General features: G+C 62.2%; 16 protein-coding genes. 6 read left to right on the top strand and 10 right to left on the bottom strand.

Annotated features, from left to right (window positions below):
• Positions 1-30 precede the first annotated feature (30 nt).
• The 3 genes from ACH107_RS06710 to ACH107_RS06700 all read right to left on the bottom strand — a co-directional run bounded on the left by ACH107_RS06710 (position 31) and on the right by ACH107_RS06700 (position 3,372).
• The gene (locus tag ACH107_RS06710; protein ID WP_412505178.1) at positions 31-900 is read right to left on the bottom strand and encodes a GXGXG motif-containing protein; all 870 of its coding nucleotides are present in this window, start codon (positions 898-900) and stop codon (positions 31-33) included.
• Positions 888-1,757 (bottom strand): glutamine amidotransferase, encoded by an 870-nt coding sequence (locus tag ACH107_RS06705; RefSeq protein WP_412505177.1) that lies wholly within the window; start codon positions 1,755-1,757, stop codon positions 888-890. Before ACH107_RS06705 ends, ACH107_RS06710 begins: the two co-directional genes overlap by 13 nt.
• Positions 1,758-1,902: 145 nt before the next feature.
• Positions 1,903-3,372, bottom strand: coding sequence for a glutamine synthetase family protein (locus ACH107_RS06700; RefSeq protein WP_412505199.1), 1,470 nt, complete (start codon positions 3,370-3,372; stop codon positions 1,903-1,905).
• A gap of 474 nt (positions 3,373-3,846) precedes the next feature.
• Here ACH107_RS06700 and ACH107_RS06695 point away from each other — a divergent pair, with 474 nt between their 5' ends.
• Positions 3,847-4,536 carry a FadR/GntR family transcriptional regulator gene (locus ACH107_RS06695; RefSeq protein WP_412505176.1) on the top strand — a complete coding sequence of 230 codons (690 nt, stop codon included), beginning with the start codon at positions 3,847-3,849 and terminating at the stop codon, positions 4,534-4,536.
• Between the two features lie 11 nt (positions 4,537-4,547).
• Here ACH107_RS06695 and ACH107_RS06690 read toward each other — a convergent pair whose 3' ends face one another.
• The 3 genes from ACH107_RS06690 to ACH107_RS06680 all read right to left on the bottom strand — a co-directional run bounded on the left by ACH107_RS06690 (position 4,548) and on the right by ACH107_RS06680 (position 5,944).
• Complete coding sequence (locus tag ACH107_RS06690) at positions 4,548-4,814, bottom strand: DUF6455 family protein (RefSeq protein ID WP_412505175.1); 267 nt, start codon at positions 4,812-4,814, stop codon at positions 4,548-4,550.
• A 63-nt stretch (positions 4,815-4,877) separates the two neighbouring features.
• A complete protein-coding gene (locus ACH107_RS06685; RefSeq protein WP_412505174.1) occupies positions 4,878-5,234 on the bottom strand; it encodes a YigZ family protein in 357 nt (118 codons plus the stop codon).
• The gene (locus tag ACH107_RS06680) at positions 5,234-5,944 is read right to left on the bottom strand and encodes a M48 family metallopeptidase (protein ID WP_412505173.1); all 711 of its coding nucleotides are present in this window, start codon (positions 5,942-5,944) and stop codon (positions 5,234-5,236) included. Before ACH107_RS06680 ends, ACH107_RS06685 begins: the two co-directional genes overlap by 1 nt.
• Before the next feature lie 120 nt (positions 5,945-6,064).
• On the opposite strand from ACH107_RS06680, the gene ACH107_RS06675 reads away from it, so the two are divergent.
• Positions 6,065-6,304 carry a hypothetical protein gene (locus ACH107_RS06675; protein WP_412505172.1) on the top strand — a complete coding sequence of 80 codons (240 nt, stop codon included), beginning with the start codon at positions 6,065-6,067 and terminating at the stop codon, positions 6,302-6,304.
• A 10-nt stretch (positions 6,305-6,314) separates the two neighbouring features.
• Here ACH107_RS06675 and ACH107_RS06670 read toward each other — a convergent pair whose 3' ends face one another.
• Positions 6,315-6,569 (bottom strand): DUF167 domain-containing protein, encoded by a 255-nt coding sequence (locus ACH107_RS06670; RefSeq protein ID WP_412505171.1) that lies wholly within the window; start codon positions 6,567-6,569, stop codon positions 6,315-6,317.
• Positions 6,570-6,689: 120 nt separating this feature from the next.
• Between ACH107_RS06670 and ACH107_RS06665 the strand changes: the two genes are divergently transcribed.
• Entirely contained in the window at positions 6,690-7,268 is a 579-nt protein-coding gene (locus ACH107_RS06665; protein ID WP_412505170.1) for a nitroreductase family protein, read from the top strand.
• Entirely contained in the window at positions 7,265-7,969 is a 705-nt protein-coding gene (locus ACH107_RS06660) for an EI24 domain-containing protein (protein WP_412505169.1), read from the top strand. Before ACH107_RS06665 ends, ACH107_RS06660 begins: the two co-directional genes overlap by 4 nt.
• On the opposite strand, the gene ACH107_RS06655 is transcribed toward ACH107_RS06660, so the two are convergent.
• Both ACH107_RS06655 and mce read right to left on the bottom strand, forming a co-directional pair.
• Entirely contained in the window at positions 7,953-8,219 is a 267-nt protein-coding gene (locus tag ACH107_RS06655; RefSeq protein ID WP_412505168.1) for a DUF1467 family protein, read from the bottom strand. The genes ACH107_RS06660 and ACH107_RS06655 overlap by 17 nt on opposite strands.
• On the bottom strand, positions 8,219-8,623 hold the full coding sequence (mce, locus tag ACH107_RS06650; RefSeq protein ID WP_412505167.1) for a methylmalonyl-CoA epimerase: 405 nt from the start codon (positions 8,621-8,623) through the stop codon (positions 8,219-8,221). The genes ACH107_RS06655 and mce overlap by 1 nt, the downstream gene beginning before the upstream one ends.
• Before the next feature lie 147 nt (positions 8,624-8,770).
• Here mce and ACH107_RS06645 point away from each other — a divergent pair, with 147 nt between their 5' ends.
• Positions 8,771-9,490 carry a response regulator gene (locus ACH107_RS06645; protein WP_412505166.1) on the top strand — a complete coding sequence of 240 codons (720 nt, stop codon included), beginning with the start codon at positions 8,771-8,773 and terminating at the stop codon, positions 9,488-9,490.
• Positions 9,491-9,635: 145 nt separating this feature from the next.
• Entirely contained in the window at positions 9,636-10,268 is a 633-nt protein-coding gene (locus ACH107_RS06640; protein ID WP_412505165.1) for an MT-A70 family methyltransferase, read from the top strand.
• A 191-nt stretch (positions 10,269-10,459) separates the two neighbouring features.
• Here ACH107_RS06640 and aspS read toward each other — a convergent pair whose 3' ends face one another.
• Positions 10,460-12,238 carry an aspartate--tRNA ligase gene (aspS, locus tag ACH107_RS06635; RefSeq protein WP_412505164.1) on the bottom strand — a complete coding sequence of 593 codons (1,779 nt, stop codon included), beginning with the start codon at positions 12,236-12,238 and terminating at the stop codon, positions 10,460-10,462.
• Between the last annotated feature and the right edge of the window lie 219 nt (positions 12,239-12,457).

Here is a 12,457-nt window from a genome sequence, read left to right as displayed (position 1 = left end):
CGTGCTCGCGGAGCGGTGCCGGTATCCACGTCACAGGATCAGTTTCTTCTCGGAGGGCTCGAGGTTGTCGTAGTTCCACAGCTGCTTGCCCGCGACGACTTTCGTGAAGTGGTCGACCCCTTTGTCCGGCATCAGGCCGTACTGGGTGAGCTTGCGGGTCAGCCATTTCTTGTCGAGGTCGGTCAGTTCAGCCTCGACAGCATCGACGCCGAGCGACCGGATGTCACCACCGGCATAGATGGTGCCGTCATACATCGAGTCGCCGAGGTTCTTGCCCGCGTTGCCGCAGACGACCATCCGGCCGCGCTGCATCATGAAGCCCGACAACGCGCCGGTGTCGCCGCCCACGATGATGGTGCCGCCCTTCTGGTCGATGCCCGTCCGGGAACCGACCGAGCCCTTGCAAACCAGGTCACCGCCGCGCATCGCCGCCCCGAACGTGGACCCGGCGTTCTTGTCGATGACAACGGTCCCGGCCATCATGTTCTCGCCGCAGGACCAGCCAACGCGACCACTGATGCGGACATTCGGTCCGTCGATCAGACCGACCCCGAAGTAGCCGCAAGAGCCTTCGATGATCAGGTTCAGCTTGTTCAGGATGCCCACACCCAGCGAATGCTTGCCCCGCGGGTTCTGCAGAACGATCGTGCCGTAGCCCTCGCGCATGAGGTCGCGGATATTCGCGTTGACCTCTGTCGTGGTCATCTTGTCGGTGTCGATCTCGGTCCGCTTGTTGAAATCGACATCCGGTGCCCATGGATAGGTGAAACGTTCCGTGGCTTCCGGGTCAAACTCGATGTAGAGCGATTTTCCCGTCAGCTGCTCGGTGCGCATCCCCAGAGCGGTCACCCGCTCTTCCTGGGTCATCTGTTTCAGTTCTTCGTCGGTTACGCTTGCCATACCCGAACCTCCTCGTCATAGGGGTCAGTCGTGTCGATTTCATGCGGCAGGATCGCCCGGATCGCGACCTCTTCCGAGGCCATCGCGATCAGGTCGTCACTCTCGTAGAGAACGAGAGGCTTCGCCGCCATCGTGTCCTTGGCCATGCCCAGCTGGTCCTTCGTGGCAACCAGGTAGGTGAACACGCCGTCAATCTCGTTGATGGACTTGCGCAGGCTGTCCTCCAACGCAATGCCGTTAGCCAGATTCTGAGCGGTGTAAACGGCCAGCAGCTCGCTGTCGCAATTCGACATGAAACGGTGGCCCTTGCGTTCAAGCTCCCGGCGCATGATCCAGTAATTGGTGATCTGTCCGTTATGAACGACGCTGACATCGTTGTACGGGAATGCCCAGTAAGGGTGCGCCGACTTGATATCGACATCGGATTCCGTGGCCATGCGGGTGTGCCCGATCCCGTGGGTCCCCTTGAAATCCATCAGGCCATATTGCTGCGAGACGACAGACGCGTCACCGAGATCCTTTATGAGCTCTAGCCCCGCGCCGAGCGACAGGATCTCGACACCGTCGGTCTCCTCGATATGCGTCGCCATCTCGCCGATGTCGCCACCGCCGGTCAGGACATAGCGCAGCGAATACTCAGTGGGCGCTTGACGGTCCTTGATACGAACATCGTGCTCGGTCAGGATGTCCTCGACCGCCTGAATACGGTCCACGATGATCTGGTGAACGCCGCGCCCGCGGCCCATATCCTCGGCCTCGGCCACCTTGAGGCGCATGATAAAGTCGCCTTCCTTGGGTTCGCCGTATACCGCATAGCCGGTACTGTCCGGCCCGCGGTGCTTCAGAGCTTGCAGCATGGCAGTCATTTCAGACCCGACCGCGCTGCTTTTGCCCTTGTGGATCAATCCAGCAATTCCGCACATCTGGATGCGCCTCCTCTAGGTTACGATCTTCAAGAAAGGCGGCAGGCCACAGGGCCCGCCGCCCAAGGTACGGAATGCCTCAGGGCAGACACTCCATGTACATCTCGTTGTCCCACTCCGTCACGGTTGACATGAACCGCGCGAATTCGTCCCGCTTGTACTCGTCATAAAGGCTGTACATCTCGCCGGGCATGCCGCGCTGAACGACCTTGTTGTCGGCCAGCTTGTCCAGCGCCTCGCCAAGGCTCATCGGCAGCTTCTTGACTTCCTTGCCCTGCTCCATGGCTTCGTAGATGTTGCGCTCTTCCGGCTCGCCCGGGTCAAGGTTGTTCTCAAGCCCGTCATCCATCGCGGCCAACAGCGTGGACCCCATCAGGTAGGGGTTCACCATCGAGTCGACGGAGCGATACTCGAACCGGCCGGGGGCAGACACGCGCAGGCCGGTCGTCCGGTTCTGGAAGCCCCAGTCACTGAAGACCGGCGCCCAGAAGCCCGTGTCCCACAACCGGCGGTACGAGTTCACGGTGGAACAGCCGATCGCGGTCAGCGCCTGCAGGTGATGCACCACGCCGCCGATCGCCTTCAGGCCCTCCTTGCCCGGCATCTGCGGGTCGTCGGTATCGGGCATGAAGGTGTTTTCGCCACCTTTCACGTACATGTAGTTCTCGGGCGACCCGGGCAGGTTGTCAGGGTCGTTGCCGGTGGGCTTGAACTCGTCCGTCCCCGGGCTCCACAGCGACATGTTGTGGTGGCAGCCGCTGGCCGACACGCCCATGAAGGGCTTGGTCATGAAACAGGCGAAAATGCCATGCTCGCGCGCGACCTGGGCGCAGATCTGGCGGTAGGTCGTCAGACGGTCCGCGTTGCGCAGCACGTCGTCGAATTCCCAGTTGAGCTCCAGCTGACCGGGCGCGTCCTCGTGGTCGCCCTGGATCATGTCGAGACCCATCTTGCGGGCATAGCGGATCACCTGCAGCGATACCGGCCGCAGGCTTTCGAACTGGTCGATGTGATAGCAATACGGCTTCGAGAAGCCCGGCCCCGGCTTGCCGTTCTCGTCGAACTTAAGCCACATCATCTCGGGCTCGGTCCCGATGCGCAGCTGCGTGCCGTGCTTCTTCTGGAATTCCTCGTGCATCCGGCGCAGGTTGCCGCGGCTGTCCGCGGTCAGGTAACCGCCGGGATTTTCCTTTTCCTCGCGGTTGCGGAACAGGGTGCAATAAAAGCGACCGATCTCGGGGGCCCAAGGCAGCTGCATGAAGGTCTCGGGCTCGGGAATGCCGACCAGTTCGGCCGCCTCGGGGCCATAGCCTAGATAGTCGCCCGCGCGGTTCAGGAAGAGGTTGACCGTCGAGCCATAAACCAGTTGGAAGCCTTTTTTCGCGACGCGCTCCCAATGGTCGGCCGGGATCCCCTTGCCCATGATCTTGCCGGTGACCGAAACGAATTGAAGATACAGGTACTCTATCCCCAGCTCGTCGATCTTCTTGCGGACCGCCTTGACCTTCTCGTCGCGCCCCTCGGCCTCGACAAATCTTTCGATATCCATTTCAGCCACGTTTTTCTCCCTGATGGTTGCGCCGGTTCGGGTCTGTCGCCCGGTAACGGCCAGTTTGAAGGCTCCATTGCGCTGCCCTTCTCCGTTCGCCGTGGAGCATCGGAAACGGGGACAGACCGGCCGCGCGAATTGCCCGCCCGGCCGGTGCATCGGGCTTGTCATGATCAACAACCACGCCAGTTGAACCATCGCAGCGCTTTGCGACGGCACCTTCGGCGTGTATACACGCCCGGATCGTCGCGAGAGCGGCCTGCATCGAAGGTGCCATCTGTCAGCTATCCCTAATCTAGGTCTTGGCGCGGGTGGCGATGTTGACATTGTCATGAGCGACGGAGTGCCGCCCTGTGAATAGTGTTTCCCTTGAGCGATCCAAAAGTCAACCGCTTTTGATCCAAAGAAATGCATTTTCCGCGAAAAACAACCATATTGGTACAATATTGGTTCTTACCTGCCCGGAGACCATCCATGACCAGACGCTTTGAGCAAAAACTGGGCGCGGTCGATATCGCGGCGCTCGTAAGGCGCGAGATTTCCAAGGGAAATCTGCAACTGCACGATCGTCTACCGCCCGAACGAGTCCTGGCTGACACTTACGGCGCCGCCCGTGGAACGATTCGCAAAGCCCTCACGCTTCTTGAGGAAGAGGGATTCGTGGAAATCCGCCCCGGTAGCGGTACATATGTGGTACATCAGCCGGACGAGGCATCCGTCGCCCCCATCGATAACGCGACACCGCTCGAACTGATGGATGCCCGATTCGCTCTTGAGCCGCATATCTGCAGACTGTCGGTCCTTCACGGGCGGCGCACCGATTTCGACCGTATGGAGTCACTCTGCTCGCGGATGGAGGACTGCGTTAACGACCCGGTCGGCTTTTCCGACGCGGACACCGACTTTCACCGCGCGCTGGCAGATTCCACCAGAAACGGTCTGCTGATCTGGATACTGGACCAGATCGCCACGGTTCGCAGCCAGGACGACTGGACGCGGATGCGTCATCTGACACTGGATGCGCGTACGATCAGCACCTACAACGCGCAGCACCGGCAGATATTGAACGCCCTGCGTACCCGCGAACCCGAGCGCGCCGCGAACATCATGAAAGAACACCTTGAGACAGCCCGTCTGTCATTGACGCGGGCTTCGGAAACCTGACAAGCGCGCCCTCAGGCGCGCTTGCCTGCCTTGAGCCGCTCGAAAAGCTCGTAGTTGCGGCAAATCTCCGGCGGGCGACTTGCCTTGCCCTGCCGGGTATCCAACCAGCGTTCACACCCGTCAGGGTTGGAGCAGCCCGTACAGCCAAGGACAGCATCCGTGATATCGTCGACATCAAGACGCGCTTCGAGCATCTTCTCCTCGAGATCGAGCCCGAGGGATTCGGCCATCCGATCGACGAGAGCGGCGTGTCGCTTCAGCGTAGCTGTTGTGGGCATGTCGGTTCTCCCCGCAGTTTCACGAAGCATGACAGCGCAGGCAGTCCGATACCTTGACCTGAATCAATCCTCGATGTCGTCGAGGTAGAGCCGAACACAGTCCTGAACGTGCCGGAACCGGTCCCCACCCAGTTTCTTGCCGCCGAACCACCGTGTCACGACGACGATGTGATCCGCTTTGCCGGCGCGTTCCAGCATCCTGAGAATCACGTTGCCTGCGCCGGCTTCACCGTCATCGGATTTCAGGGCGTCACCTGTGGATAGCAGTACCGCCCACGTGTTGTGCGTGGCCCGGGCGAATTTCTTGTCCTTCTTGAGCGTCTTGAGAAACGCGTCAGCCTGCGCGCGGCTTGCAACGGGCCCGCCCGACACCGCGTACTTCGATCCGCGGTCTTTAATGACCCCGATCAGCTGCCGCATCAGAGGCCGGCGTTCACCCGGCGGACGGTATCGATTCGTTGCGCATTGGGCGGATGCGTCCCGAGGAACCGGTCACCGGGATCCGGGATCCGCGTGAAGAATTCCGCCCCGCGCACCGGGTCGTAGCCCGCGCGCCGCGTGATGACTGTCCCGAGCGCATCTGCTTCCAGTTCGTAATCCTTCGAATAGGTGCGCGCGCCGACCGCGCCGCCGATATCAACGGCCGAATCGATGACGTTCGAACTGGCGCCCGTGATCGCGGCTAGCCCGCCGAGCAGAAGCGCACCGGCGGCCGCATTCTGCTGCTTGCGGGGCAGGTGCCCCTCGATGTGATGCGCCGCCTCGTGCCCCATCACGAAAGCCAGTTCATCGCGATTGCGCACCTCCGCGATCATCGCGAGGTTGAACGCAAGCACGGGACGGCCGTTATCATCGAGTGACTGGTAGGCATTGGCGGGCTGGTTGGGCCGGTCGTCGACGACGATCCGGAAGTCGCAGTTGAGGTTCGGCGCCTGCTGCCGGCAGAGCCGCTCCGCCACCGGCTCAACCCGTGCGACCACTGATTGAAATCGCTGAACCTCCGCCGCGGTCGGCGTCTCGATTTCGCTCGCCGCCGGTTGCGTGGGTGCGGGTTGTCCGGGCCGGGGGCCCTCGACGGTCGAGACGCATCCCGCCAGAACAAACATGAGGACAAGGCTTATGCGGCGCATCGCGTTTTCCCGAATTGATGTTGGTCCGCCCTTTCTAGCAGCCTTTGGGCCTGACAACAGCCCCGGTGACGTGAGGACCGCTGCACTTGCAATGAAATTCCATGCCAGTAAGCTGGGAGCATGTTTTCTATCGAACACGAATTCGACGCGACCGTGATAACACTGGTCGATGATGGCGATGCGCCACTCAAGGAAGACGTGATCATCAACGCCTTCGAGGAATGCATCACCATAGAACAGGTCGACCCGCGCACGGAGCAGGTGAACGTTATCACGCTGTCGATGGCCCAGCTGCGCGATCTCGGCGCGGCGCTCGACCTGCCGGAAGGCGTCTACAACCTCGTTTCCCATAAGTCCTGAAAGCGCGCCGTCACCGGAGCTTGAACACCTTGTCCCGCGATGTGAGGCCGCTGATGACCTCCAGCCGGGTTTTCGGAACGCCCAGTACCGACGCGAGCAGTTTCCTGACACGGGCGTTTGCCTTGCCCTTTTCCGGGGCAACCGTCACGTACACCCGCAGCCTGCCGTCTCGCATCACGATCCTGTCGCGTGATGCCTTGGGCGTGACGGTCACCGCGATTTCTGCGCCGGCCACGGCCAGATGGCTCAGATCCGAAATTTCCATGCCTTGCTGATATCCTGTCCCGGCTGCCCGTCCAATCGAAACCGGCAGGCCCCTGCCCTCTTGACCCGCGCCGCCCGACCGCCGACATGTGGTGGCGTCTCCAACAAAACATCCGGACACATGCCCACACCCAATCCCGAAGCTTTGGCCTTCCTCGAAACGCGACGCTCCCGCCCTGCCAAGACCCTTGTCCGACCGGCCCCCGACCGCGAAGCGCTGCACAGCCTGCTCACGGCCGCCGCGCGCTGCCCGGATCATGGCAAGCTGGAACCTTGGCGTTTCATCGTTCTCGGCCCCGCGGCCCTGGAACGCGTTGGCGATCTTGTCCCGGATTGCGGGGCCCGACTCGGCAGGACCGCCGAGGAAATCGCCAAGGCGCGGCTCCAGTTCGCGGAATCCCCTCTGGCCATAGCCGTGATCGAGGTCCGGAAACCGTCCCCCAAGATCCCGGCGATCGAACAGAGTTATTCGGCGGGGGCCGTTTGCCTCGGCCTGCTGAATGCCGCGCTGGCCGCCGGCTGGGGGGCGAACTGGCTCAGCGGATGGCCCAGCCATGATGCGACATTCTGCCAGCAAGCCTTCGGGTTATCCGGAACCGAAAGCGTCGCCGGCCTGATTCACATCGGCACGGAAACCACGGCGCCGCCGGAACGCCCGCGACCCGACATCGCCGCCATCACCCAATGGATGACCGAATGATTCTCTCTTCCTTCTTCAAGGCCCTGTCCCAGACAACCGACCCGCGTTTCCGCAGGGTTCTGTTTCTCGGGGTCGGCCTAACACTGGCGCTTCTTGTCGCTTTCTACGCCGGCTTCCTGGCATTGTTGCAATGGGTCCTCGGCGACAGCAGCACCTTGCCCCTCATTGGCGAGGTGACGTGGCTGAATGATCTTCTGGGATGGGGCAGCTTGCTGCTGATGGTCGTGCTGTCCGTTTTCCTGATGATACCGGTGGCCTCGGCCATCACGTCCATGTTCCTCGAAGAGGTCGCGCAAGCCGTGGAGGATCGTCATTATCCCAACCTGCCGGCGCCGCCGAGGATCCCGCTCGCCGAAGCGTTCCGCGACACGGTCAATTTCCTCGGGATCCTGATAGCGGCCAACCTGCTCGCCTTCATCCTCTATGCCCTGTTTTCACCGCTGGCCCTGTTCATTTTCTGGGCGCTCAACGGTTATCTGCTGGGCATGGAGTACTTTCAGCTCGCCGCAATGCGCCGTATCGGCCGAGCCGAGGCCAAGGCGCTGAGACGCCGTAACGTCGCACTGATCTGGCTGGCCGGCACGCTGATGGCGATACCGCTGTCCGTTCCGGTGCTCAACCTGCTCATTCCGATACTCGGTGCGGCCACGTTCACCCACATCTACCACGCGGTGCAGGCACGGGTCAGTTCATCCGGTTGAACCAGTCGATATCGCGGACAGTGACCGTGCCCGTGATGATGATGCCTGCGATGATGGCCCAAAGGACCGCCGCGACGATCGTCGTGATCTTTGCCTTCTTTTTCAGATGGTGCGTCTGGGGCGACCCGCCATGCGTTCCGGGAACGATGTCACCTGATTCTGCCTGAGTCTGAAGCCGGATCGGGATCACGACGAGAAACGTCATGAACCAGATCACCATGTACAGAACGATACCGGACGTGATTCCCATCAGACCTGCTCCAGCTCCACGAGGCAGCCATTGAAATCCTTGGGATGCAGGAACAGCACGGGCTTGCCGTGCGCGCCGATTTTCGGCTCCCCGTTACCGAGAACACGCGCCCCCGCTTCCTTCAGGTGATCACGCGCGGCAACGATGTCTTCCACCTCGTAACATACATGATGGATGCCGCCGGCGGGGTTCTTTTCGAGGAAGGCGCTGATGGGGCTGTCGTCCCCCAAGGGATGAAGCAGCTCGATCTTGGTGTTCGGCAGGTTGATGAATATGACCGTGACGCCATGCTCCGGCTCGTCCTGCGGTTCCCCGACCGTCGCGCCAAGAGCGGTGTGATACTGTGCGGCCGCCGCCTCGAGGTCGGGGACGGCAATTGCGACATGGTTCAGACGTCCGATCATTCTTCAAATCCCGTTGCTGTCAGATTAGCCCGTTATGATCCGCCGCCGACGCCCTGACAAGGGACACAGGGACGCAACGTGTGCATTAACCTCTCGTTAGCCATGCGGAATTAATCCTTGAGGTCCCCCTTGTGAAGGACCGCAACCATGGATGACCTCGACACCACTTCCCGCAAGCGCCGCAACGGCACGGCCGCCCGCCCGCTTCTGGGCATGACCGTTCTCGCCGTGGAAGACAGCAAATTCACCTGCGAAGCACTGCGCCAGATGTGCCTTCGCAGCGGCGCCCGGATACGGCGCGCGGACTGCCTGAGATCCGCGCGCCGGCACCTCAAGGTCTACCGCCCCTGCATCGCGATCGTTGACCTGGGACTGCCAGACGGCAACGGCGCCGAGCTCATCTCGGAAATGGCACAGGCCGTGCCGCGCGTCGGCGCGATCATCGGCATCAGCGGGACGCCCGCGGCCGAGCAGACGGCCCGCGACGCCGGGGCGGACACGTTCCTTTCGAAACCCATCGACAGTCTGGCCGGTTTCCAGGCGGCAGTGATCGCGCAACTCCCGCGTGACTGGCAGCCGGTCGGCCCCCGTGTTCTCAACGAAGAAAACGTCGATCCCGATCCGGCCGCGTATCGCGATGACATGGCCCATGTCGCCAACATCCTCGCGCAGCACAGCGACGGCCCGACGATCGACTATGTGGCGCAGTTCCTTGGTGGTATCGCCCGCGCGGCCCGGGACAATTCGCTCGCACAAGCGGCGGACGACCTTGCCCAAAGCCATAGCGCCGGGCGGCCGATCACGGCCAACCTAGACCGGCTCGCAAATCTGGTACAGGCCCGTCTCGAACCGAGCCATGCCGTCTGACGATCGCCCCCTTATCCGCGTACGCACGCGCCGCCGGAACGGCAAACGGCGCTTGGCGTGGCGGAAGACTCTGCAAACACCGCGAAATTATGTTCCCATAAAGTTCCAAGTGACATTCCGTGCCGTTACAAGCTATATGTCGGAAATGGCAACAGACGCCAATCAAGATTTGGCCAACTTTCTGAACCATGACCGTTTCGCGACGGTCATGGCAGATCCCCCGTGGCGGTTCACCAATCGCACCGGCAAGGTCGCCCCGGAACACAAGCGTCTGTCGCGTTATCCGACCATGACGCTGGACGATATCTGCGACCTGCCCGTTGCCGATCATCTCGAGGATACGGCGCATTGCTATCTCTGGGTGCCGAACGCGCTACTGCCCGAAGGATTGCAGGTCATGCAATCATGGGGATTCGATTACAAGTCGAACATCGTCTGGCACAAGATCCGCAAGGATGGCGGCAGTGACGGGCGCGGCGTGGGGTTCTATTTCCGCAACGTGACGGAGATACTGCTGTTCGGCACACGCGGCAAGAATGCCCGCACCCTTCCGCCGGCCCGGCGGCAAGTCAACATGATCCAGACGCGCAAGCGCGAGCATTCGCGCAAACCCGACGAGCAATACCAACTCATCGAGGAATGTTCCCGCGGACCGTACCTGGAACTTTTCGGCCGCGGCATCCGCGAGGGCTGGACGGTCTGGGGCAACCAGGCCGATGCGGATTACAAACCCGGCTGGAAGACCTATCCCTACAATTCGGGCGTCGCGGCCGAGTAGGGCCGAACGACCGGATCGAGAAGCCAGATCAACGGCAGCGGCCACTGATTGCCCACCCCGCGCGCGATGCCCGCGGCCAGCCTGGCCCGGTGTATGGTGGCCATGCCGTGCTCGCCCATGACAAAAAAACGGGAAAGCCCGGTGCGAAATCGTCCGACAGCTCCGGGTCCGAGACAGGCTCGACCGTCTCGCTAGTCGTCCTGCGGGATCACTCGCAGCCCCAGCTCCATGAGCTGATCGCTCGTGGGGTCGGACGGCGCGTTCATCATCAGGTCCTCGGCGCGCTGGTTCATCGGGAACATGATGACCTCGCGGATGTTGGCCTCATCGGCCAGCAACATCACGATCCGGTCGATCCCGGCCGCGCATCCGCCATGCGGCGGCGCGCCGTAGCGGAACGCGTTGACCAGTCCGCCAAAGCGCTTGTGCACCTCGGCCTCGTCGTACCCGGCTTTTTCGAAGGCCTTGATCATGACGTCCAGCTTGTGATTCCGGATCGCGCCGGACACCAGTTCGTACCCGTTGCAGCTAAGATCGTACTGGTAGCCAAGCACGTCGAGCGGATCACCGTCAAGCGCCGCCGCCCCGCCCTGCGGCATCGAGAACGGGTTGTGCGAGAAATCGATCGCCCCGGTTTCCTCGTCCGCCTCGTACATCGGGAAATCAACGATCCACGCAAAGGCGAACCGGTTCTTCTCGGTCAGGTCCAGTTCCTCGCCGATGACATCGCGCGCCTTGGCGGCGACCCGCTCGAACGCCTGCGGCTTGCCGCCTAGGAAAAAGGCCGCGTCGCCCTTGCCAAGGCGAAGCTGCTGACGAATTGCCTCGGTCCGCTCGGGGCCGATATTCTTGGCCAGCGGGCCGGCGGCCTCGATCCCGTTCTCCCCTTCCCGCCAGAAGATATAGCCCATCCCCGGCAGCCCTTCCTTCTGGGCAAAGGCGTTCATCCGGTCGCAGAACTTGCGCGAGCCACCGCCGGGCGCGGGGATCGCGCGGATCTGCGTGCCCGCCTGCTCCAGCAACTTGGCGAAAATCGCGAAGCCCGAGCCGCGGAAATGTTCCGACACCTCGGCCATCTTCACGGGGTTGCGCAGGTCGGGCTTGTCGGTGCCATACCAGAGCGCGGCGTCCGCGTAGCTGATCTGCGGCCAGTGCTTGTCCACCTTGTGCCCGCCGCCGAATTCCTCGAACAGCCCTTCCAGAACCGGCTGGATCGTGTCGAAGACGTCCTGCTGCTCGACGAAACTCATCTCCATGTCGAGCTGGTAGAAATCGGTGGGCGAGCGGTCGGCGCGCGGGTCCTCGTCGCGGAAACAGGGCGCGATCTGGAAATACTTGTCGAAGCCCGACACCATGATGAGCTGCTTGAAAAGCTGAGGCGCCTGCGGCAGCGCGTAGAACTTGCCCGGGTGCAAGCGCGACGGCACTAGGAAATCGCGCGCGCCCTCGGGCGAGGACGCCGTGATGATCGGCGTCTGGTATTCGCGGAACCCGATGTCCCACATCCGCCGCCGCAGCGATGCCACAACGTCGGAGCGCAGCTTCATGTTGTCCTGCATCGCCTCGCGGCGCAGGTCGAGGTAGCGATAGCGCAGGCGCGTCTCCTCGGGATACTCCTGATCGCCGAAAACGATGAGCGGCAATTCGTCCGAGCCGCCCAGAACCTCGATATCGCGAATGAACACCTCGATCTCGCCGGTGGGGATTTTCGGATTGATCAGGCTGTCGTCGCGCGCTTTCACGTCGCCGTCCACGCGGATGCACCATTCGCTGCGCACCGCCTCGACCTCGGCGAAGACCGGGCTGTCGGGGTCGCACAGCACCTGCGTGACGCCGTAATGATCCCGCAGGTCGATGAACAGCACCCCGCCGTGATCGCGGATGCGATGCACCCAGCCCGACAGGCGCACGGTTTCGCCAACGTTGGATTTGGTAAGGTCGGCGCAGGTATGGCTGCGAAATGCGTGCATGGCGTCCTCTCTCGGCCCTCTGTGAGGCTTTGCAATCGGTCCGCGCCGATACACCTTGGCCACGCGGCAAAGTCAAGGCCTGCGCGGCCGTCCCCGACCGCGAGGCCGGGCAAAAACGTTTACAGGATTTGCGATTCGGGCAAGAATAGGATCCCGACGGCGACAGTACCGCCGCCATTCATGACACGGCACGCCGGTTCCGCGCCACGGGATTGCTTA

It is taken from the genome of Roseovarius halophilus (ex Wu et al. 2025), assembly GCF_047086965.1.
Note: the sequence above shows the minus strand (reverse complement) of the source record. Positions and strands in the feature narration are given on the sequence as shown.